Consider the following 23,688-nt stretch of genomic DNA (forward strand, 5'->3'; position numbering starts at 1 on the left):
ACAATATGTCATATCAAGCACTATATAGACAATGGAGACCACAAGATTTTGATGAAATTATCGGACAAAATCATATAACAATTCCATTAAAGAATCAAATCATGTCAGATAGCTATGGACACGCCTATATATTTTCTGGTACACGCGGTACAGGAAAAACATCAACAGCAAAGATATTTGCCAGAGCTGTTAATTGTTTAAACAATACGGATGGAAACCCTTGTAATAAATGCTCTAACTGCTTAAGTATATTAGAAGATCAATTTATTGATGTCGTAGAAATGGATGCTGCATCTAATAATAGTGTTGATGACATAAGAGAGTTAAGAGAGCATATCAAATTTGCACCATCAAAAGGAAAATATAAAGTATATATTATTGATGAAGTTCACATGCTTTCACAAGGGGCATTTAATGCTTTACTTAAGACGCTAGAAGAACCGCCAGAATATGTCCTGTTTATATTGGCAACAACAGAACTTCACAAAATTCCTGCGACAATATTGTCAAGATGCCAAAGGTTTGATTTTAAAAGAGTGTCCTATGAAGAAATACTAAATAGACTTGAAAAAATTTGCCATAAGCTTGAGATTGAATATGAGATAGAAGCACTAAAATTAATTATACAGAAAAGTGATGGTGCTGTAAGAGATACTTTGAGTAGTTTAGATCAATGCTTAAGTATTTGTGAAAAAAAACTTACAGTAGCAGATGTAGTAGAGATTTTAGGCGTTGTTGAAAAAACACAGATTTTGACATTGGTACAGTTTCTTGAGACCAATCAAGCTTCTGAAGTGTTGTTAACCATTGACAACATATTAAAACAAGGCAAAGATCTAAATCAATTTGTAAGTGCTATGATAGAAGTGTATAGAGATATACTAATTTTAAGTATGGTAAAAGAAAATCATGCGCTGTTAATTGATGCCTCAACTGAGTATATTGAAAGCTTAAGAGATATATCTGTTAACTTAACATCTAAACATCTTTCAAGAGCACTTGATGAGTTGATTGAACTTTCAAAGGCTTTAAAGTACGCTCAAAATAAAAGAACTCTTTTTGAAGCTACTCTCATTAGATTGATGTACCCAGAAATAGAAACATCAATAGATAATTTGTTAGAGCGAATAGAGCGATTAGAAGCAAAATTAAGTCATGGTTTTACACCTAGTAAAGTAACTACACAGACTTCACAATCTATACAAAACAACATCAATCATCAATCGGTCGATCAAACACCAAGTTCTCAAACTAAGGAAAGCTCACCAATTGAAAGCTTTATTGAATTCACAGAAAGTGATATCAATCTAGGTGATATAGTCAATCAATGGGATAATTTTATTAATACAGCATCTTCAGAAAAAAAAGGTCTCATGCCAATGCTTCGAGGTGCATTTCCAGAGAATTTCAACGGTTCAAAATGTACTGTTAGTGTTTCACAAGAGAACAAGATGTTTTTATCAATACTCAACAATACAACTAATGTTGAATATCTAAGTAGTGTAATAAGTAAGCTCGTAAAAAAAATGATAACATTGGAATTTGAAGCTTCTGAAGTAAGTGAAGATTCTATCGATAAAGAGGAAAGAATTAAAAATTTCTTTAAGGATTTTAATAATGTCCTTGAAATAAAATAACAACATTATTAGAGGAGGCTAACTATGGCTAAAGGTAAAGGACCTATGATTCCTGGTAATATGAACAATATGATGAAACAAATTCAAAAAATGCAAAAAGACATGACAGAAGCTCAAGAAAAGCTAGAAACTGAGAATTTTGAGGCTACAGCTGGTGGTGGAGCGATTAAAGCTATTGTTAATGGCAAAAAGGAACTTGTGAGTATTGAGTTAAAACCTGAGATTGTTGATCCAGATGATATTGAGATGTTGCAAGATTTAATAATTGTTGCTGTTAACGAAGCGCTTAAAACAGCTGACGAAAAAATGAATAACACAATGAGCAAATATACAAACGGCATGAGCATGCCGGGATTATTCTAGGAGATAAACATGTCAAAATTTATACCTTCCATTAGTCGCTTGATTGACGAGTTTGCAAGGCTACCTGGAGTTGGGAAAAAAAGTGCACAAAGACTAGCATTTCATATTATCAATATGGATCAAAGTCAAGCTGTTGCATTTGCTGAAGCCATTCTTGATGTCAAGAGAAAGGTTAAGTATTGTGAGAAATGTTTTAACATTACTGATCAAGATATATGTGATATCTGTACTGATAATAAGAGAGATACACATCTTATCTGTGTGGTAGAGACACCAAGAGATTTAATAGCCATTGAAAATACCAAAGAGTTTCATGGTTATTATCATGTTCTTCATGGGGCTATATCACCAATGGAAGGTATCGGGCCTAACGACATCAAAATAAAAGAACTAATTATAAGGCTACAAAATGATGAAACTAGTGAAATCATCATTGCTACAAATCCATCTATAGAAGGTGAAGCGACAGCAATGTATATTTCCAAACTGTTAAAAGGCACTGATATCTCAGTTACAAGATTAGCACATGGCATACCAGTTGGTGGTGATCTTGAATATGCAGATGAAGTTACTTTAGCAAAAGCAATTGAAGGAAGAAGAACTTTGTAACTGAATAATTCATTAATTTTTAGCACTTGCTAATCAAAGGATTAGCAAGTGCTTTTTTTTATATTTCAAATAATTTATTTACAAAATATGGTAATTGTGTTATAGTATTTACATTATTTACCAAAGGAGTTTGCCTTGAAAGTTTTTATTTTTATTAATACAGAAGAGAATAACTTTACCGACTATATTGATATGGTAAGTGAATATATTTTATTTACTAATAAAGCTGAACTGGATCATCACTATAATGCCTGTGAATATCCGATATTGATTCTGCTGTCTCAACCTAGTATACAGGTCGAAACGATGATGAATAGCTTTAATTGGCATTTTATTCTAAGTCACAAAGGCATACGGAACAATAGTGATTGCTTAAGTATAGGTGCTTATTTTGAGACAATTGATGAGTTTTCCATTGTATTTGAACTAGCAACAAAGAAGCAGTGGCTGGCTATAAAGCAAGAGTATATTAAGACCTTAGGTAAACTCAGTGATGAAGATCTGGTATATCTTCATCGAATGACTGGAGAAGCAATTGATTTGAGTAAGGGATTTAAAAACATAAAAAAAGTATTGAACCCCCAAAAAAATCAGAGGATAGAAATGTCTGGTACATTAACTGTCGTTAATTCACCGGAAACTGCTTTAATGCTAGCTGATGAACTCTCTATACTATCAAAAGGCTCTGTAATAATGGTGGATGGAAATTTATTAATGCCATGCTTAGATGAGAAAATAGGAATTAAAAAAATTCAAACGAATATAAAAAGTCATATTACAGGGATAGATAATACGGGTTTAAACATAGCACTAGATACAATTGCCAAGGGATTAAACCTATCGGAATATATAGAATCTATTGTAGTAAAGAAAAACAAGAACTTGGACTTGCTACTGGGTAACTATAATTTATTTAACTATGAGCATTATGATGACCAAGCCTTAAAAAAACTATTGTTCAAGTTAACAGATTTATATCAATTTATAATTATTAGTGTGCCATTATTTCCATATGATGCCATGACGATGTTGTCAATTCATATAAGTGATATCAACATATTTGGTATAGAAAAGTCAATCACTGATACACGTTATTTATACCAATACTTAAATTTACTGAGTACAAAACAAGGTATTCCGATTTCTAAAAATCTTGTAGTTAGCAAAGTAGCTAACAAACGATCTGGAAATATCGGAGATTTAGTTTTAAAGGAAGTCTTTAAAGATTACTATGTAGGTAATCTCGCGCAAAAGAAAAAACAACTCGTGAAAAAAGTTGTAGAAAGGATACGATAGTGGGCGTAATTGAGAGTTTGATCGTACCTTATGAAGGTCAAAATAAGCATCTTCTAACATCTAGTTATAATGTATTGAATCATATGATTGATGACTTGTTATTAGATTATGCTGCTTTGATATCTGATGTTGAAGAAGGGAAAATTGATGCTAACCTTTTAAAAGTTGAAATTGAAAAACGCGTGGGGATTCAAAAGGGTATTTTTGATCCAGAAGAACTCAAACAGCTTATATTTGATACGATTTATGGTTATGGGATTTTACAACATTTAATCATTGATGAGACTATTTCTGATATTGATATCACAAGACATGATTTTGTTATGGTTAAGAGAAATGGTGTAATGGAAAAAACGACAATACAATTTGAAACAGAAGAGACTTTTGAACGTTTTTGCAAATTAATAGTGATCAGGCATGGAGGGCTTATCAATGAAGTTGATAACCACTGTAGAGTAAGTGATAAATCAAATTATCTGAGAATAAATGTGTGTATTCCACCAAGAAATGTTTATGGACCGTCATTAAACATTCGCAAGCATAAAGCCTTTGCATACAGTTATGACGAATTGCTGATGATGGGGATGCTTACACCACAGGCACTTGATGTCATAAAAGAAATCAACGCAACAAGAGGAAACTTAATAATATGTGGTAAGAGTGCAGCAGGAAAGACAACGTTATTACGTACCATTATTGAAAATGGGGATGAGTTGGAAAGAGTGTTGATATGTGAGTCAGATACTGAAATTTATCCACAGAAAAAAAACACTATTGTCCAGTACATAAAAAAAAGGGAATTGGGCGGAAAAATAATGACCCTCTCCGATCTTATAAAGGAAGGTTTGACAATGTCACTAGATACTTATTGTATTGGTGAAATTGTGGGAAATGAAGCTTGGGATTTTGTAAGAGCTGGGTATACTGATCACCGTATATTAGGAACATTACATGCTAGTGGAACAGAAGATGCGTTAGATCGGCTAATGATGTTAGTTGAAAGTGAAACACGAATATCAAACTTGAAATTAACAAAAATGATATCCAAAGCAGTACATTATGTAGTGTATATGAGGGCCTTTAAAGTTGTGGAAATCATGAAACTTATTGGTTGTGATATTGCGAATGAAAACTATCATTATGCATCACTTTATAATATCAAAGACGAGGTGTAGCAGATATGGTAATAGAATTTATGATTGTGGTTACAAATATAGGTAGCATGATTTTAATCAATTTTTTAGTGATGAATTATATAAAATCAAAGGAAATTACATCGTATTCAAAAACAATTCAGTCATTTATGAAATCTAAAAAAATACTTGATTTACTACAGCATAGATATGTAGAGCAGCTATTTATACGCGACTATATTCATATTAAAGAACTAGTAATATATTATACCTTTTTTGTAATTGGCGCGATATTAACGAGATGCTTATTTATGCCTTCAAACTTAATTTCCAATATATTAATTGCTGTGATTATCATATTGCCAATAGCGGTTCTAGAACAGATGAGAAGAAAAATGGACCGAAAAATTGATAAGGGAATTTTTCAATTGTTAACGCAAATAAATGCTAGGCTTATTAAATCAGAAGACATATTAAAAGCGATTTCAGAGACAGAAAAAACAATAAGTAATAAGCCCATACACCATCTAATTAGGCAATTTAACCAAGCTATAAAAATCGGATTACCACCTGAAAATGCTTTTGAAAAAGTACAGTTCCAGTGTTTAAATGAGTATTTCTGCTATCTTTTTACAAATATCAATATCGTGTATCAGCGAAGAGGTAATGTAAGTGAACTTATGAAAGCACTTGAAAATGAGTATACATCTATCCAAATAGAGATTAATAAGAGAAAAACTGAGCTAGAACATGATCGAAACATGATTGGTTTATCAATACTGATTGTTTTTGCAATCTCATATAAAATTACGAAGGACAATGATTATATCGTCGAATTTTATTTGCGACACACTGGGATAGGTATATTTTTTTCTCTTATGGTGTGTGTAGGTATCTTTTTTGCTGTAGTAGGTAGTTTTTCAAGATATTAGTATGTCAACAAAGTTTAGAAAGGAGTGAAAAAGTGATTTTACCATGATGAAATATATCATTATTTTTAACTTTCTGGGGTGTATCATGATGCTGCAGTTAAGTTTCATAACGACTACAAAGCATCAAATAAAACAAGATGACACTACCAAATCAATAGAAAAATTAAAAGACATACTAGTTGTGATTAAGCGACAAAAGCTAACGCAAACGACACTTGCTAAGAATTTTTATCGTATGTACAAGTACCTATATATACAAGCAGCTTCAGGGTCGAGAGCTGAAGACATGTTACGTAGTATGCATCTAGTAGTTTATGATAAAGAGCTTAAAAAAACACTACTCAAAATGTCGGCCATGATTTCTCAAAGTAACGATGTCCACAAATCTTTGTTATACCTAAGGTCGCAGTTTAAAAATGATGATGGAGATGTATTGATCAGTATCTTAGAGAGTATAGCAATTAGTGGATTATCAAAAGATGCATTTTTAAGGTTAGACCACATGTTGTTTCAAAAATACCTATCTCAACTTAGAAAAGATACGCAAAAAATTAAGCAGACCTATTTTATATCAGTCGTATTTTTTGTAATAGCCGCTTCAGGCGTTATTTTAGTACCACTTATGGATCAGATGTTGTTGTCAGCAAATATAATTTTTAAGTAGGGGGAATCGCTATGAAAAATTTGGATCAAATAAAAATCGAAAAGCTTCAAATTCGGGTAATAGAAAGCGCTTACATGATGAAGTTAAGAGCAAAGGAGATGAAGCCAAAAATTATCAGTGAAAAAGGGGAATTTGGAATAAGTTCTGTAATAGGTATTGCAATTGGATTGATTGTGGCAGCATTTATTTTAATTCCCGGAATTCAAACCTTTGCAAGTAAGATCATATCTGATATGCAGTTGTGGTGGACGAACTCCATTAGTACGCAGATTTTTCCAAATTAGTAGGGGGAGAAATGAATATAGATCAAATTGTCGTTATGGGAGTAGTGATTGTCATTGTTATGACAATTTTTGTTTCAATGGTGGAGCTTGTAATTCCAACGATTAAGAAACTAGAGTTTGATGCTACATGTAGAAATTATTTGCTATTAGCAGAAGCACAGAATGGTCTTGATAATACATCTGTTGATGCATTAAAAGAAAGGCTAAATGAGCTTGGTTTTAGTGATGTTATAGTGAATGCGCATCATCAAAATGTTGTTATGAGAGGGAACTTATATAGTGTTGATGTTGAGGGCATTTATCACCAACCCAAACTTTTAGGTCTGTTTAAAAGAGTGGAAGCTCAGATCACATTAAAATTTGAGCAAAGTTATTTGGCTAGAAAAATAATTATGTAAAAATAGAGAGGTTAATTTGTGGAAGTCTAATCTTTTGGCATTAAAAAGTGAAAAAGGAATAACTGAAATTGGAATTGTAATTACTAGTTTTTTTATTGTTATATTACTCGTTTTACCACTTAATTTGGTCATACAGGAATTGGCTTTGCTAAACAATGTAAGTAACAGTGTGCAAATAGCATCAGAACTAACGCTTATCGATATGGTTGAAGCAATAAATGTGGATGTTTTAAGTGAAGGAGAAATTTACTATGGTCAGCATACCATTAATACTGTTGATAAGCTGTTGAAGGATAAAATTAGTCTTACGACTGGTTTTGTAATTGAACCTATCAATATATCGTTTGAACTTTTAGCCGGACAAAGCCCCAATAAAATTAAGTTGAGTTTTGAGTATCTATATACTTCTATGATCTTGCTAAAAGGAAAATTAGAGAAAGAGATGGTTGTCACATTATTTTATGAATTACCACTTAATAGATAACTTAGGAAGGACTTTATGAAAAAAATTGGAATTGTTGTACTGTTACTGATATGTGGAGGGTTGCTAACATATTATGAATTTAATCTCATTAATGAACAGAAAATTAGTTATGTCACAAAAGTTGTTGCATTAAGACACGACTTGCCAGAAGGCGCGGAAATAACTGATCAAGATTTACAGATTGTCTCAATTCCGAATCAAATTTATAATAAGAATTATTTTTTGGATAAGAATGATGTCGTAGGGAATACTCTTGCAATTGAGTTATCAGAGTCAGCGCTTGTTAGTCGGCAAACGTTGCTTGAAAAAAGTTATTTTATACCTACTAAAGGCATGGCCATGACAAGTATAAGATTGACACCGGAGGAGATGCTCTGTTGGGAAGTGGAAATAGGTGAGAGCGTATGTGTACTTCATGTTAATCAAGACGGTGTTCTAAAGACCTTGGGTGAGGTCACAGTGAAAGGTATTTATGATCAAAATTTAGATCAAAAAAGCACTGTGCCAGCTTTCTTGCTCATCGAAGCTAGATTGGTTATTGTTGAATCTATTGTTTCTAGTAGAGGTAATGGTAGGTTAGAAATTATAAAAGTCACAAATGAATAAAGTCAATGGATTTGTAACGTGAATCTTTGGTATAATAATCTATATGAACCATGGAGGGTGATATGGACTATAGTAAACTGTCGAGAGAGTCATTGTTACATGAAATTGAACAGTTAAATAGGCAAAATGAGCGTATAAAGCTTAAAAATATCGGTTCGCAACTTGGCATTCATGACAGTTTAAACGATATAAAAGCACCTGTCTTTATAGTAAATTCCGATTACAATGTGATTTGGGCAAATCAATTTTCTGCGGATAATTATAATGAAATTTTGATAAAAAAATGTTATCAAATATTTTTTAACAATAGTGATGTCTGTATGGGGTGTCAAGTACAGAACTGCATCATTGATGGTAAACAAAATGATTTAATAGTTGCAAGGCAATATGCTGAAGGATTGAAAGAAATATCGGTTAAACTAATCCCTCTTATTAGAGATGAAAAAAACATAGGTGTTTTGGAAATTCAGTCAGAGAGTGAGAGTAATTCTCAAAAGCAAATTCATAGACTTGATCAACTTCAAAAACTAGAAAATATCAATGAAGAATTAGAGCGGAAGCAAGAGAATTTGGTGGGTTTAATAGAACATTTTTCTAAGTCGATGAGGGTACCATTAAGGTCTTTTATAGGCTACTTCCAAGCTTTTAGTCATACAAGTGAAGAGAATATCAAAAATGATTACTTAAGTATGTTAAAGCTTAATTCTGAGCTTTTATATGAGACGCTCAATAAACTGATGTTGATTACCAGGTATGATAAAGAAAGTTTTGTGAGCAAAAGAGAATCATTTAACGTGAGAAGGCTCTTTGAAGAAACACTAAATCAAATCGTACTTCCGCTTGATGAAAGTGGTAAGACTAACTTTAACCTTCAGTATACTGAGACACTTCCTGATGTTTTAATAGGAGATGCTTTTAGTCTTAGGCTACTAATCGCATATCTTTTAGAGTTTGCAGTCTATGTTTCAAAAAATGATTTAATAGAGATTAGAGTCTCTGATGTCACTCAAACGCATTCAAAAATGGTCTTAAAAATATCTATTCAATCTTTGTATAAAAATGAAGCCAATGCAAAGCAGATAAACCATTTTGATATTGATCTCAACACGGAATTTGAATCTATTTCAGAATATTCATTAGCATTGGGGCTAAAACTGGCCAAGGAGCTAGTTACTAATTTAAATGGATTGATAGATTTAAATGTAGGTCTAGATAGCTATTTATATATTGATGTCACTTTAAACTATGATAAAGTCATTCCCAAATATGAAGAAATTTCAAATGTTGAGAAAAATCACAGAAAGAAAGTGTTGATTGCCGATCTTGAAAAACCCTTTATGTCGCTTGATATTTTTAAAAACTACGATATTTATTTTGCACATGATGGAAATGAAGCGATTAAGCAATACTTTTTAGTTGAACCTGATTTGACAATTATCAATGTTTTGATAGAAGACTGTGATGGGTTTAAAGTCTATGATGAGATAGAACGACGTAGGAAAAAAATTTCACCCATTATAGCGATTTCTAACAAATTGATAGATAATGAACGCGAGTTTATGCGAGATTATGGATTTGACGAATATTACCCCAAACCATTAGATGATGAAAAACTTAAAGGAATTATTGAAAACTACTTTTAACTGATATGTATTCACTACTTAGGGCGCATTGCGCCCTTTTGTGATATAATGGAATATGATTCGAAAGATAATTAATGGATGGTGAATTATGAAATTTAGAGGTATAGCAACTGCTGTTTTTGGAATGGAAGCAATCGTTGGACAAGAATTGAAAGACCTAGGCTTTGAAAATGTAGTCATAGAAAATGGTAGAGTTCTTTTCGATGCAGATGAAATGGGCATTGCAAAAGCTAATTTATGGCTTAGAACTGCAGAGCGTGTGTTTATATTAGTTGGACAATTTAAGGCAACTAGCTTTGAGCAGTTGTTTGACAACGTTTACGGACTTCCATGGGAACAGTATATTCCTAAAGAAGCAGAATTTCCTGTCAATGCAAAGTCAGTTAAATCAAAACTATTTAGTTTATCAGATATACAAAGTATTAGTAAACGTGCTATCGTCAAAAGGTTGACGCGTGAATATAAGATCGAATGGTTTAAGGAAACAGCAGAGCGCTATAGTATCCATGTTGGTATATTAAAAGACGAAGTAACAGTAAGCATTGATACATCAGGAACTGGACTTCATAAACGTGGCTATAGAGAAAAAGGAAATGAAGCGCCACTAAAAGAAACACTTGCTGCTGGACTGCTATTAGTGAGTAAATGGCAGCCTAAGATTCATTTAATTGATCCATTTTGTGGTTCAGGTACTATTGCTATAGAAGCTGCTATGATTGCAAAAAATATCGCTCCTGGACTAAATAGAAGTTTTGATTTTGAAAAATGGAGCTGGTTTGATCAAGCAACTTGGAAAGAAGCACGTAAGTTAGCATATGAAAGCATCAAACACGATGTTGATATTCAGATAGAAGGATACGACATAGATCGAAGATCCATCGCGATAGCAAGAAGCAATGCAGAACTTGCTGGTGTTGATGAAATCGTTCACTTTCAAGTTAGAGACGTAAAAGATTTTAGTACAAAATATCAATACGGTTACTTGATCTGCAACCCTCCTTACGGTGAACGTCTAAACGAACTTGAAGAAGTGAAAAAACTCTATATGACAATGGGGAAAATTTTTGCACCATATAAAACGTGGTCTAAATATATCATTACTTCTTATGAGGATTTTGAAAAAGTATATGGTACTAAGTCAACGAAAAACAGAAAATTATATAATGGTAGAATAAAGACATATTTCTATTTGTTTTTTGGTGAGAAGCCGCCCAAATCACCCAGAAGAGAAGTTGAATAATAACATCAAGAGTGTTTGAGAACAAGTATAAGGTGAGGTAATGGTTACTATATGAAAAAAAGTCTTTCTTTGATTGTCTTACTGATCTGTATTCTTTTTGTGATGCAATTTGAGAGTATAGTATCAGAAGCGTCAAAACTTTTTAATGAAAACTACAAACTTAAAAATCAAATTTATTTTAATTTAAATAATGATTTTGAATACCGTGCTCAGATTTTTACGATTGATGATGCGTTTGTCATTGTGGGTCGTGCCAAGGTGCAATATATATCAAATGAAGGTGAGCTCATCTGGGAAAAGGATGTTTCATCTCAAAATGTAAGCGTTGCACCAGGTACTAATTTTTTTATCCTTGCAGAAAAAAAAGCTGGTGACATATTTGTAATCAATAAACAAGGTGAAATTATAGAGAAAAGGTTTGCACTTGGTGCGATAGAGTCGGTTAAAAGTTTTGATGATGGTTATGTAGGCGTTATAAAAGCAGACCATGAGTTTGTCTTACTTGATCAAAAGCTAAAGACAGTATGTAGCACAAAATTACCAAGTGGAATAATACTGGACTATGACCTTATGGCAAATAGGCAAAACATAGCATTTCTATTGCTTGATCTTAACCATACGGAGTTTAATTCGAAGTTGGTGATTACAACTTTCAATGGCAATATCGTCAGTGGTAGCAATATTGCTGAAGAAATCGGATATGGTATGACACTTTTAAAAGATAAGATAGTTGTACTAGTAGACAACGCACTTTTTTATTATGATTATAATGGGAAACGTATCCATGAAGTGAATATCGAGCAAACGATTAGTAGTTTTTTATTAAGTAACGATTCATATTTATACCTCAACAACCAAGGAAATAACAATATTACCATAGAAACACCACCTGAAAAGTTAATTTCACTTAACGCTCAAGGTGATATTTTAGAGGACTTCAAACCTGATCTTTTAAGTATATTGGGGATGAAGAAACTCGGAGATCAGTTGATGATTTTTAATAAAGATCAAGTACAGATTATTGGTAGTGCTGGTGAAGTTAAAGAAGTTTATAATGCTACCGATGAAATTAAAGCGATTCATGTTATTAACGATACAAGTTTTGCTATTGAATATATCAATCATTTGGATGTTTATACGCAGAAATAGCAGGAGGTTACATCATGAACTGGACAGATATTGCAGTAGTTGGAATAATACTTGGAAGTACATATTTTGGCTGGAGAAAAGGTTTTATCGTAGCGGCAATTGAATTTGTAAAATGGATAGCATCTATATTTATAGCAAGGGTTTTTTATGTTCAATTTACCGATACCTTAGTTGACATTTTTGGAGACCCTACAGCTAAAATATCAGAACATGTAAGCAATTACCTATATGAGATGTTAGGATACGATCCTTTAGTCTCAAAACCACTTGAGATGGCGCAGATGGACAGTGCACTTAGTTCATTAAAACTTCCACAAGATTTTGAAGGCAATATAAAATCAACTTTGATGGAAAATGTCGTCAATACTACAGGAGGCTTTATACAAGTCGCAACAGATCAGATGAGTAAGATGGTGCTGTATGGTTTAGGTTTTTTGTTACTGGTTTTACTGTTGATTATCATGTTCGGCTTTTTACAAGTGATTGGCAAATTCCTTTCGAAACTTCCAATCATTAAAGAATTAAACCATGGTGGAGGTTTACTTTTAGGATCAATAATTGGTGTTGTGAGCGTATATTTTATCATGGCGATGTTAGGATATCTTAAATCGTTTCAATGGGCAGGAGATACTTTAGCTATGATTGAAAAATCTCAATTTGCCATTTATTTTTACAAGTATAATATACTACAGTATATGTTTAATCATATGTTATTAAGGGGTCAATTTTAATAAAGGAGAAATCTAATGGAAGTGAAAATTGATGCAAGAGGACTTTTGTGTCCTAAACCTGTAATAGAAACAAAGAAAGCACTTGAGGGATTAAAAGAAGGCAATATTATTACCTTAGTCGATAATCAGGTTGCTAAAGATAATGTTTCGAAGTTAGCCAAAAGTTTAAATTTGCATTTTTGCGTAACTGAAGCAGATGGAAACTATGAAATCAGTATTTTTAAAGGTGCATATGCTCAGTCAGCTGAAGATATGGTTCAAAAACGACCTGACTTGGCGAACTTAGTAATTTTAGTTGGTAAAGATACCATGGGAGATGGTGAACGTGAGCTTGGAGAAGTCCTTATTAAGAGTTATTTTTATGCACTCTCGGAAGCTGAGCCTTATCCAAAAGCTATAATATTTATTAACTCAGGTATTCGTTTGACCACTATGAACTTACAGGTGATAGAATATCTTAAAAAACTTTCGGATATGGGAACTGAAATTTTGAGTTGTGGAACTTGTTTAGATTACTATGGGCTGAAAGATATGCTTCAAATTGGAGGCATATCAAACATGTATACTATAGTAGAACTTATGAATGAGGCAAACAATACAATTACGCTATGAAAGGTGTTTTATGGAAAAGACTTATATGATTATTGCATTTAGTTCAACCCATCAAGCGATACATTTTGAAAAGAAATTATTGCCCCAATTTGCGATAGAATTGATTCCTACACCAAGAGGAATTACAGCAAGCTGTGGCTTATCCCTTAAATTTGAAAGAGATGATCTCCAAAGTGTCTTAAAAGTACTTGAAGATGAAGAAAAAACAGGGCTTCAACTGTATCAATTTATTTCGGATGCACAGCAACAAAAAATCATCAAGATGGAATGGGAGGCTTAACATGCCACTTAAACTTGAAATTGGCGATAAGATAACGACTAAGAAACCACATCCATGTGGTAGTCATAGTTTCGAGATTATGAGAGTCGGGATGGATTTCGTCATAAAATGTGAAAAATGTGAAAAAGAAATTTGGATTCCACGTGTAAAAATCGAGAAACGTATTAAAGAGATTTACAGAAACGGAGAAAAGCTTCCAAAAGCTTGATTTTGAAACAAAATAAAAAAAGACTTGTCATGTTAAGTGACTAGTGATATACTTCTAATGTTGTAAGTGCGACAAATGTCGCTACTTCTCTGCCCTTATGTCAGGGCCATTATGTCCACAGGGAGGTGTAAAAGATGAGAAAATACGAAGCTATTTTTATTTTAAGACCATCGATTGAAGAAGAAAAAAGAGTAGAAGCGATTGAGAAATTCAAAGCAATCATATCTGCTGATGGCGAAATAGAAAAAGTAGAAGAATGGGGTAACAGAAAACTTGCTTATGAGATCGAAAAGATCAGAGAAGGTTACTATGTACTAGTGCATTTCAATGCAAACCCAACTCTTCCAAAAGAACTTGAAAGAAATTTCAGGATTTCTGATGACGTAATCCGTTATATCGTCGTTAATCTAGAGGACAAATAATTGAAGATGGGGGCTCATAATGAATAATGTAGTATTAATCGGACGTTTGGTAAGAGACCCAGAACTCAGATTTGTTCCTGGAAGCGGGATGGCAGTAGCCAATTTCACGATGGCGATCGATAAAGGATTGACACGAGAAAAAAAGCAGGAGTTTGAAAGCCAAGGTAAACCAACGGCAGATTTTATAAGAATTGTTGTTTGGGGTAAGCAGGCTGAAAACTGCTCTCAATATTTAGCAAAAGGTAAACTCGTTGCAATACAAGGTTCTATTCAAACTAGTAGCTATAAGTCGAACACAGGGGAAACTAGATACACAACCGAAGTGCTTGCAAATCGAGTTGAATTCCTCGAATGGGGAGAAAAGACACAATCATCTAGTGCTAAAAATGATGACTTTAGCTTTGGAGCGGGTAGCTTTGAAGATTTTCAGTCTATTGAAGACGACGATGATGTTCCATTCTAATAGAAGGAGGGAAAACTAATGATTAAGAGACGTAGAAAGAGAAAAGGTTGTTCTTTCTGTCAAGATAAAGTAGTAGCAATCGATTACAAAGATACAAAGAAACTACAAAAGTATCTTACTGAGAGAGGCAAAATTTTGCCTAGAAGAGTAACTGGTACTTGCGCGAAACACCAAAGAATGGTTACTAGCGCAGTTAAAAGAGCTAGAATTATTGCTCTTTTACCATTCGTAAATGACTAAAGAAATCGCTGTCCAGTAGGGCAGCGTTTTTATTTTTTTTGTAACAAGTGATTAAAAAAGCCTCCAAATGGTGTATAATCAATAGTGATGAGAAAATAAGTGGAGGTTGTCCCTTTGAATAAAACGAGACAAATTACAGAAGCAGGTTTATTTGCAGCACTATTAACAGTATTGATTATTGGAACATTTTATATCCCCGTTATTGGTAGTGTTACGGCACTATTTTTACCGGTCCCTATCATTGTCTTGACGATGAAAAACAAGCCGCTCTATGTGTTAATGGCAGCAATTGCTTCTATTATAATATCAGGACTGGTTGTCACCTTTATAAGCAGTATATCACTTGGTGGGATTGCATTAGTTGTAGGTCTGCCAATGGGGCTATCTATGAAGAAAAAAAACAGCAACTTGACAACTTTGTTGGTGGGTTCACTTGGTGCTGCAGCTAGCTTTATCGCTATTTTTACAGTGATGGAATGGTTGACAGGGATCACACTTTTAGGTATGGTCGAAGAGAGCTTTAAAATATCATTAGATTTACAAGCTGGGCTTAATTCTGCAGCAGATGGCTTAGGGATGAGTACAGCTGGTTCAATTGAAGAAGTGCAAAAGATGTTTGATCAAATGTTGTATCTCATGAAACTGATCATGCCAGCACTTGTTCTTATTATGTCCTTTTTCTACGGTGCTGTAAATCAAGCTTTTTCAGTTCAAGTGATGAAGCGTATGAAGATCGACCATGTTGCACTTGGTCAATTTGATGAGTTTAAATATCCAAAGCATTTGGCATATGGTGGCATGGGGATGATGGTGCTTGCATATCTGATTGGTTATCTAGGCTATGCGGATTCAGAACTTATAATTGCAAACTTCACCTACTTGTTTTTAATGGTGTTTGCTGTTCAGGGAATGTCTCTTATATATTACTACATGAAAAAACGTTCTGGTAAGGCTTTAGGCATTGCAGTGATCGTGATTTTATTATTACTTGGATTTATGCAGTACATCTCGTTCCTTGGTTTTTTTGATGTTATGATTGATCTTAGAAAGATCGACAAAAAACCAAAGGCTCAATGAGAAAACGCTTATTGACATAAAGGGGAATATTATGGGAAATAATAAAATGAACAATCCATTTAAAGAAACGTTAAATTTATATTTAATTGTTATCGCATTACTTGTCATTGCACTTGCTTACTACAACTCACTCTTTGGTATAGTAGGTTTTTTAGCTTTTCTGAGTTTAATTATATATAATTGGTTGTCTGATAGAAACAAATCAAGAAAATGGCGTAAATATGTAGAAGCCTTATCAACAAATATTGATAGTGCAGCGAGATATGCAGTTTTTAACCTGCCCGTCCCTTTAGTAGTAATCGATATTGATGGGAAAATCAATTGGTACAATTCAAAGTTTACAGATATGGTGGCAGAAAAAAGTGTTATAGGTAAAAGCATCACGACTTTGATTCCAGCTCTTGCGATTGAACAATTTAAAACTGGTGAGCAACAACAAGGTGTTAAAATAAGTGATAAAACTTATGATGTACACGCTAATATGGTTAATCTTGAAGATGATAACCCGCAGAACATGGTGATTATGTTATATTGGTTTGATACAACAGCTCATACAGAACTGAAAATGAAATATGATGAAGAAAAACCGATACTTGCACTTATAAACGTAGATAACTTTGAAGATGTAATGAATGAAACAAAAGAAGAAAAAATTCCATTTGTTACTTCTGAAATTGAGAAGCGTGTTAATCTTTGGGCGACGCGTATGAATGGTATGATCAAACGATATCAAAAAGACAAATATATCGTGATCTTCGAAGCGAAATATCTCGAAAATTTGGAAGCTAAACGATTTTCTATACTTGATGAGGTAAGGGAAATTGACGTAGGTAATAAAATACCTGTAACACTTAGTATCGGTATTGGCGTCAATGGTAATACACCTGCATTGCTTGAAGAAGACGCTTATGCAAGTCTTGAACTTGCCCTTGGACGCGGTGGTGACCAAGCAGTTCTTAGAAAGCGTAATACATTTGAATTTTATGGTGGCAAGACTAAAGCCGTTGAAAAACGCAACAGGGTAAAAGCTAGAGTTATCGCCCACGGTTTTCAGTCGTTAATTGATGAGAGTTCAAAAGTCATCGTTATGGGGCATAAATCTCCTGATATGGATTCTTTTGGTGCAGCTATTGGTATATATCGTGGTGTCATAAATAGAGGAAAAGAAGCAGCAATTGTCCTTAATGAAGTAACTGAGGCAATTCAGATGGTTTTTGAGACTTTTAAAGACAAAGAGATCTATCATTTTATCACATCAGCACAGGCCATTGAACTTGTAGATGAGAATACGATGGTGGTAGTCGTTGATACACATAAACCAAGCTTAACAGAATGTCCTGAAATTATCGATCAGACAGACCGTGTCGTTTTGATGGATCATCATAGAAGAAGCACAGAATTTATAGATAAAGCAGTACTTAAATACATGGAACCATATGCTTCAAGTACATCAGAACTTGTAACTGAGATTCTTCAATATATGGAAAATAAACCGAGAATCGAAAAAGAAGAAGCAGATGCACTTTTAGCGGGTATCACAGTAGATACCAAGAACTTTTCGCTTAAAACAGGTGTTAGAACCTTTGATGCTGCTGCGTATCTGAGAAGACAAGGTGCAGATACCATAAGAGTTAGGCAACTTTTCCAAGATGATTTGCAGACATTTATCGAAAAAGCATCAATCGTTGGCACAGCAGTAAGGCATAAAGAGACTATCGCAATCTCTACTTCTACGATACAAAGTGAAAGTATACAACTTATAGCAGCACAAGCGGCAGATGATCTTTTAGATATCAAGGGTATCAATGCATCCTTTGTAATCGCGCAAAAACCAGATGGTACTGTCTTTATATCAGGAAGATCCCTTGGAGATGTGAACGTACAAATCATACTCGAAACACTTGGTGGCGGCGGTCATCTAGAGGTGGCGGGTGCACAGTTTAAAGATACAGACATCGAACTAGTTAAAGAAAGACTAATACAAAGCATAGATCAATATTATGAGGAAGGGGCATCAAAATGAAAGTTATCTTATTAAAAGACATAAAAGGCACAGGAAAAAAAGGCGATATCATCAATGCAAGTGATGGTCATGCAAGAAATTACTTGATTCCTAGAGGACTTGCAAAAGAAGCAACAGATGGAAGCGTGAAAGAACTTGAGCACCAAAATGCTTCAAAACAAAAAAAAGAAGAAGAGCAACTTGCAGAGGCAAAAGCACTTGCTGCTCGTATCAGTACACTTGATGTTACATTTAAAACAAAAGCTGGTGAAGGTGGTCGTCTGTTTGGTTCAATTACCAATAAAGACATCGCTGATATGATTAAAACTAAACATAAGCTAGACATCGATAAGAAAAAAATTGCTATGGATCAACCAATAAGAACGCTAGGAACTACAAATGTTACTATTAAGGTATATCCAAAAGTATCAGCACAGATGAAAGTTCATGTTATAGAAGAGTAATTATTCTTAGGTCACAATTGTAGTTTATATAAATGTGACCTAATTTTAACTTTATTTTAGTAAATATAAATAAAACGTAAAGCAAATTTTGCTTAAAATAGGGTATCATTAAATTAGACAACAAGGAATGACATCAATAATAAGAAGATCGAGAGATCTTCTTATTTTGTAATTAGAATTATCAGAAAAATCAGACAAAAGGGGTGTCGCATGATCAATTTGGTAAAAAATGAAATTAGGAAAACATTAGTTGGAAAAGATAACGCAATAGAAAGTATAATGATCGCAATGCTTTCAGGAGGGCATGTACTTATAGAAGACTTGCCTGGACTTGGTAAAACTACACTAGCAAAAGCGTTTGCTGCTTCACTTGATTGTACGTATCGCAGGATTCAATTTACACCTGATTTAATGCCGTCAGATTTAATAGGTATTTCAATTTTCTCTAAAGAACAACAAAAATTTGTGTTTCATGAAGGCCCTATATTCACAAATGTTTTGCTGGCTGATGAGATTAATAGGACATCACCGAAAACACAATCAAGTTTACTTGAAGCGATGGAAGAGTCTCAAGTCACTGTTGATGGCAGAACACTTAAGCTTGAAGCGCCGTTTATTGTCATTGCAACTGAAAATCCAATTGAGCTTCAAGGTACATTCCCTTTACCAGAAGCCCAATTAGACAGGTTTATGATGCGTATCTCATTAGGGTATCCAACGACGGATGAAGAAGTTGAGATTCTGACTCTAAAAGAGAACCCCGCACTGATAAACGGTGTTATTACCAAAGATGCTTTAGCCGATGCTATTCGTGATATGGAAAAAATATATGTAGATCCTGCACTAAAAAGGTACATTGTTAAGTTGATGAAGGCCACAAGAGAACATCCCTCAGTTAAATTAGGCGCGAGCCCAAGAGCTTCTGTGCATCTTTTTAATGGCGCTCGTGCTAAGGCATACCTCTATGGACGTGACTTTGTTATAGCTTCAGATATAAGCAGTTTGTTTGAAACCGTTATTGGTCATAGGCTTATACTTAAAGGTGAAGCTCTACACAAGGGTACTGGCTTGAGGAATTTGCTTCAGGAAATTGTAGATACCGTAGAAGTACCAAAAGTCTCACGTTAGACGAGTCAACTAGAAGGAAGAACACTTTTATGAAGTTGGGGGGAATCGCACATGACCAAAGGCTTTAAAAGAACTCTTTCTGTACTGTTAGCCTTTTTACTTATCGTCGCAGTACTCTCAGGGGGGAAAACACTATACTATTTCTTATTTACAACAGGAATTATATGGATTGGTATGATACTGATGCTTAACCACAATGAACGCAATCTTTATATCTTGTATTACACAAGTGACAATACCGTTCAATCTGGTGATGCAATTAACATAGATTATAAAATTTCTAATACCAGTTTCGTACCTATATTACATGCAGTGATTGAGTTCAAACTAGACAAAAAAATGGATACAGAGTCTAGTTTAAAAGAAATCGCTTATTTTGGGAATTATCATAGGATTAACTTTTCCAAAGATATCGTTTGTAAATACAGAGGGTATTACAAAGTTGGTAAAGTAAAAGTTGAATTATATGATCCTCTTTTACTTGGAAAACGCGTAATTGATTTTAACAAAGAAATAGATATAACTGTGCAACCAAAGGTAGTTCCAATCAGACAAAAACTCCTGCAATCACAGGATTTTTATGGTACGTTAAAATCTAATCAACATACATTAGAAGATCGAACCAATATCATCAACATAAGACCTTATATTCCAGGAGATCAGCTTAAAAACATTCACTGGAAAGTAAGTGCTAAGAAGGATGCGCTTCAAACAAAGGAATTTGAACAAACCGTAAGTACAAAACTAATGGTATTACTTGACGGAAGTAAACCTATAAATTTGGATTTAGACCGTGAAGAAAAGATGGTTTCTTTTGTAGCATCATTAGTGAAGATGATATTAGATGACCAAATTGATATGAAGCTCATTGTAAATGATAATACAGCAACAGTTATTGATGGTGGAAAAGCATCAGATTTTTATATTTTTCTAGATCAATTAACAAATTTTGAGTGCTTAAGTGATGTTCCTTTTGAAGCATTTGTTCATAAGTTTCAGCAAAGTGAGAATACTCGAACGGATCAAGAGTTGATACTTGTGACGCAAGAGTTAGATAAAGCATGTATCGAATCTTTAAGTTTACTCACTCAAAAGATTAATGTTTTTACCTTTATGCCAAAGGATCAAGAAGAAAGAGCACTAATTTTTAAATATCAAACAAGAATGCTTCGTTTTCATTATATAGACCAAATTATGGACGTGACCTATGGACAATAAATCGAGGCTTACCAAATGGATGACAGGGTATTTTATATTTCTTTCACTGATGCTTACTGCGAATCACTTTATCAAACTTGCTGTAGATGTTCCGTTATTTGGACTAGTAACTTTGATCGTTTATTTTGGAATATTTGCCATCAAGCGCTATAGAAATACGAGTATAAAAGTGGTTGCAGTAATAATTGGGCTCATCTTACTGATATATGGTGCTGATTATGTACTCACGTCGTTATCACAGATGAAATCACAAGATTTAATAGTAGAGAATGAGTCGCAGACCCTTGACCAAGCCGAAGGCATCCGCGAACAAGTTAAGAGACACAACGTCACTATTATACAAAACTTACGTGACACACTTGATTATAAGAAAGTAGTAACATTTAGCAAGTGGCTTGTAACTGAGCGTATTGAGAAACAAATCATTAAGGAAGAAAAAATCACAATAAACAAACGATTTGAGTTTTATTTGTTAGCACTTATCTCTATACTGTTAACACTTTTATTAAGTCTTGTTTTTAGGTTTAAATGGTTTAAATTGGCGCTGCTAATTCCTATCCTGCTATTTGTATGGCTTTGGTATCAATTTATAGATCTGCCATGGATTTATAGTGCGCTCTATTTTGCAGGTGTAGTTGCATTTTTTATTATGGATCATCACGAAAAGCTCGTTGCTTCACATCCTGGGTTTAACACTGCATATTATCCAGCAAGTAAGTTGATGCTTACCAGCATCACAACAGGGATCGTCATCATAGCCATCGCTGGGATTATCACAGTTGTTTTTCCGATCAAACAAGTTAATTATCTAGTAGATTTGGTGACACCAAATTTATGGGGGGCTCGAAGTGGGTATTCTAGCTCAGGGCTTAAAATGTACTCGTTAAAAGAGACCGCTTTTCAAGGTGAATCGGAAATTCTTGGGGGACCAGTTGGTGAGATCAACACCGTGGATCCTATATTTTGGGTCAAGTTTGATCGTAAAATTGATAAAGCAGTTTATCTCAAAACAACAATTAAAGACAATTATGATGGTTTAAAATGGAACAATAATGGGATTACTTACAAATCAAATTTCAAATATTATCTAAGCGACGATAACAACGTTCAAATGTTAACGGCGGGTAACTTTGAAGGGATAAATGGTTCAATAAAAATCAACAAAAAACTTACTAAGACAGTGACACTTTTCACGCCAATGGGACTTTACAAAACGAGTTTAGGGAGTGATCGTGTGTATGTGTCGGCAGAAAATGAAGCTTTCTATAAAGCTGGGGCATTTGTAAAATACCTCAGTGAATATAATTTTAGTGCATCACAGCGAGATTTCTTCAAATCACCCGAAGTGGACTATTTACAACTTTCAAATCGCGTTGAGAAAAGAACAATCGACTTGGCGCTTCAAATTGGTGCGTTTGGAAAGTCTGATTATGAAAAAATGGTTATGTTGACACAATTTTTATCTCAAAATTACACTTACAGTCTTACACCACTTAGCAACAGAGAAAGGCGAGATTTTGTCTCTAGTTTTCTATTCGAAACTCAAAAAGGGTACTGTACTTATTTTGCATCAACACTTGCAGTAATGGCGAGAATAAACGGGATTCCATCCAGATATGTTGAGGGGTTTAGAGTGGACCCAAATGAAGTCGGTGATGGAAATGATTTTTCTAAAGTAACTGGACGAGACGCCCATGCATGGGCAGAAGTTTATATTGAAGGTTATGGATGGATGATCTTTGAAGCAACACCGATATATTCTGAAGGATCAAGCCTAGAGGAGACGCCAACACTTGATGAGCTTATAGGTGCGGAAGAAACCACAGAAGCATTAACCAATGAAGTCGGGGAATTTGTTACCACAAATGAACCGATAAACTTAGAAGACTTATTAGTTGAGGGCGATGGAGGAAGAGGCGATCTAGATACTGATATACCGTCAGAGACCATCACTACGAAATCCAATATTATGATATATATCTATAGTGGACTTGTGTTACTTGTCGTGATTATCGGTTTCCTATTAACACGATTGCCTATAAGGTATCTGAGAAATAATTATACACATGGATTTGCCATAAGGATAATTTATCTTCTCGCATACTTGATTGCTGAAACAAAAGATTATGCGTCTGCAGAACCGGAGTATGTGTTTACAAAAGCGGATTATGCGCCTTCTGAAAACAAACTTTGGCTTAAGATTTTGTACGCAAAAAGTGAGCGTATCAGTGATGAGAGTCTTAGAGAGGGAACCATTACAGCTATGCGTCATCTAAAAAGCGTTAAAGAGAATTATATCATGCGCCAAGGCCGAATAAAGTATCTGAAATTTAGATGGTTTAAAATCACGAAACTTATCCCATAATATTCATGCATTATAGACCATAGTGTATTGAGAAAAGGCA

The 23,688-nt window shown here is 34.1% G+C and carries 27 protein-coding genes; all 27 read left to right on the top strand.

Annotated elements, in window-relative coordinates; translation table 11 throughout:
* Window positions 1-5: 5 nt before the first annotated feature.
* Complete coding sequence (gene dnaX / locus QE109_RS13630) at window positions 6-1,637, top strand: DNA polymerase III subunit gamma/tau (protein WP_281095088.1); 1,632 nt, start codon at window positions 6-8, stop codon at window positions 1,635-1,637.
* A 24-nt stretch (window positions 1,638-1,661) separates the two neighbouring features.
* Window positions 1,662-2,000, top strand: coding sequence for a YbaB/EbfC family nucleoid-associated protein (locus QE109_RS13635; protein WP_281095089.1), 339 nt, complete (start codon window positions 1,662-1,664; stop codon window positions 1,998-2,000).
* Between the two features lie 9 nt (window positions 2,001-2,009).
* Window positions 2,010-2,609, top strand: a complete 600-nt coding sequence (gene recR, locus QE109_RS13640) for a recombination mediator RecR (protein ID WP_281095090.1) — start codon at window positions 2,010-2,012, stop codon at window positions 2,607-2,609.
* Between the two features lie 135 nt (window positions 2,610-2,744).
* Window positions 2,745-3,905, top strand: coding sequence for a hypothetical protein (locus tag QE109_RS13645; RefSeq protein ID WP_281095091.1), 1,161 nt, complete (start codon window positions 2,745-2,747; stop codon window positions 3,903-3,905).
* Window positions 3,905-5,080: an ATPase, T2SS/T4P/T4SS family gene (locus tag QE109_RS13650; protein ID WP_281095092.1), complete on the top strand. Its 1,176-nt coding sequence runs from the start codon at window positions 3,905-3,907 to the stop codon at window positions 5,078-5,080. Before QE109_RS13645 ends, QE109_RS13650 begins: the two co-directional genes overlap by 1 nt.
* Window positions 5,081-5,085: 5 nt before the next feature.
* Window positions 5,086-5,970 (top strand): hypothetical protein, encoded by an 885-nt coding sequence (locus QE109_RS13655; RefSeq protein WP_281095093.1) that lies wholly within the window; start codon window positions 5,086-5,088, stop codon window positions 5,968-5,970.
* An 85-nt stretch (window positions 5,971-6,055) separates the two neighbouring features.
* Entirely contained in the window at window positions 6,056-6,634 is a 579-nt protein-coding gene (locus QE109_RS13660; protein ID WP_281095094.1) for a hypothetical protein, read from the top strand.
* 11 nt (window positions 6,635-6,645) lie between these two features.
* A complete protein-coding gene (locus QE109_RS13665) occupies window positions 6,646-6,918 on the top strand; it encodes a hypothetical protein (protein ID WP_281095095.1) in 273 nt (90 codons plus the stop codon).
* 11 nt (window positions 6,919-6,929) lie between these two features.
* Entirely contained in the window at window positions 6,930-7,316 is a 387-nt protein-coding gene (locus tag QE109_RS13670) for a hypothetical protein (RefSeq protein ID WP_281095096.1), read from the top strand.
* A gap of 16 nt (window positions 7,317-7,332) precedes the next feature.
* A complete protein-coding gene (locus QE109_RS13675) occupies window positions 7,333-7,800 on the top strand; it encodes a hypothetical protein (protein ID WP_281095097.1) in 468 nt (155 codons plus the stop codon).
* Window positions 7,801-7,815: 15 nt separating this feature from the next.
* Window positions 7,816-8,406, top strand: a complete 591-nt coding sequence (locus tag QE109_RS13680; RefSeq protein ID WP_281095098.1) for an SAF domain-containing protein — start codon at window positions 7,816-7,818, stop codon at window positions 8,404-8,406.
* A gap of 62 nt (window positions 8,407-8,468) precedes the next feature.
* Window positions 8,469-10,049, top strand: a complete 1,581-nt coding sequence (locus tag QE109_RS13685; protein WP_281095099.1) for a response regulator — start codon at window positions 8,469-8,471, stop codon at window positions 10,047-10,049.
* Window positions 10,050-10,137: 88 nt separating this feature from the next.
* Window positions 10,138-11,289 carry a THUMP domain-containing class I SAM-dependent RNA methyltransferase gene (locus QE109_RS13690; RefSeq protein WP_342637155.1) on the top strand — a complete coding sequence of 384 codons (1,152 nt, stop codon included), beginning with the start codon at window positions 10,138-10,140 and terminating at the stop codon, window positions 11,287-11,289.
* Between the two features lie 51 nt (window positions 11,290-11,340).
* Window positions 11,341-12,438, top strand: coding sequence for a DUF5711 family protein (locus tag QE109_RS13695; protein WP_281095100.1), 1,098 nt, complete (start codon window positions 11,341-11,343; stop codon window positions 12,436-12,438).
* Window positions 12,439-12,452: 14 nt separating this feature from the next.
* Entirely contained in the window at window positions 12,453-13,169 is a 717-nt protein-coding gene (locus QE109_RS13700) for a CvpA family protein (protein WP_281095101.1), read from the top strand.
* 15 nt (window positions 13,170-13,184) lie between these two features.
* Window positions 13,185-13,781, top strand: a complete 597-nt coding sequence (gene yedF / locus QE109_RS13705; RefSeq protein WP_281095102.1) for a sulfurtransferase-like selenium metabolism protein YedF — start codon at window positions 13,185-13,187, stop codon at window positions 13,779-13,781.
* 10 nt (window positions 13,782-13,791) lie between these two features.
* A complete protein-coding gene (locus QE109_RS13710) occupies window positions 13,792-14,061 on the top strand; it encodes a DUF3343 domain-containing protein (RefSeq protein ID WP_281095103.1) in 270 nt (89 codons plus the stop codon).
* Between the two features lies 1 nt (window position 14,062).
* Window positions 14,063-14,269, top strand: coding sequence for a DUF951 domain-containing protein (locus QE109_RS13715; RefSeq protein WP_281095104.1), 207 nt, complete (start codon window positions 14,063-14,065; stop codon window positions 14,267-14,269).
* Between the two features lie 134 nt (window positions 14,270-14,403).
* A complete protein-coding gene (gene rpsF, locus QE109_RS13720) occupies window positions 14,404-14,691 on the top strand; it encodes a 30S ribosomal protein S6 (protein WP_281095105.1) in 288 nt (95 codons plus the stop codon).
* Window positions 14,692-14,710: 19 nt separating this feature from the next.
* On the top strand, window positions 14,711-15,154 hold the full coding sequence (locus tag QE109_RS13725; RefSeq protein WP_281095106.1) for a single-stranded DNA-binding protein: 444 nt from the start codon (window positions 14,711-14,713) through the stop codon (window positions 15,152-15,154).
* An 18-nt stretch (window positions 15,155-15,172) separates the two neighbouring features.
* Entirely contained in the window at window positions 15,173-15,394 is a 222-nt protein-coding gene (gene rpsR, locus QE109_RS13730; RefSeq protein WP_281095107.1) for a 30S ribosomal protein S18, read from the top strand.
* A 114-nt stretch (window positions 15,395-15,508) separates the two neighbouring features.
* The gene (locus QE109_RS13735) at window positions 15,509-16,471 is read left to right on the top strand and encodes a YybS family protein (RefSeq protein ID WP_281095108.1); all 963 of its coding nucleotides are present in this window, start codon (window positions 15,509-15,511) and stop codon (window positions 16,469-16,471) included.
* A gap of 31 nt (window positions 16,472-16,502) precedes the next feature.
* Window positions 16,503-18,494, top strand: coding sequence for a DHH family phosphoesterase (locus QE109_RS13740; protein ID WP_281095109.1), 1,992 nt, complete (start codon window positions 16,503-16,505; stop codon window positions 18,492-18,494).
* A complete protein-coding gene (gene rplI / locus QE109_RS13745) occupies window positions 18,491-18,937 on the top strand; it encodes a 50S ribosomal protein L9 (RefSeq protein ID WP_281095110.1) in 447 nt (148 codons plus the stop codon). The genes QE109_RS13740 and rplI overlap by 4 nt, the downstream gene beginning before the upstream one ends.
* A 147-nt stretch (window positions 18,938-19,084) precedes the next feature.
* Window positions 19,085-20,065, top strand: a complete 981-nt coding sequence (locus tag QE109_RS13750; RefSeq protein WP_342637158.1) for an AAA family ATPase — start codon at window positions 19,085-19,087, stop codon at window positions 20,063-20,065.
* Window positions 20,066-20,116: 51 nt separating this feature from the next.
* Window positions 20,117-21,283, top strand: coding sequence for a DUF58 domain-containing protein (locus QE109_RS13755; RefSeq protein ID WP_281095111.1), 1,167 nt, complete (start codon window positions 20,117-20,119; stop codon window positions 21,281-21,283).
* Window positions 21,273-23,648, top strand: coding sequence for a transglutaminase-like domain-containing protein (locus tag QE109_RS13760; RefSeq protein ID WP_281095112.1), 2,376 nt, complete (start codon window positions 21,273-21,275; stop codon window positions 23,646-23,648). The genes QE109_RS13755 and QE109_RS13760 overlap by 11 nt, the downstream gene beginning before the upstream one ends.
* Window positions 23,649-23,688: the final 40 nt, after the last annotated feature.

The organism is Fusibacter bizertensis, from assembly GCF_029914245.1.
Lineage (GTDB): Bacteria > Bacillota > Clostridia > Peptostreptococcales > Acidaminobacteraceae > Fusibacter_C > Fusibacter_C bizertensis.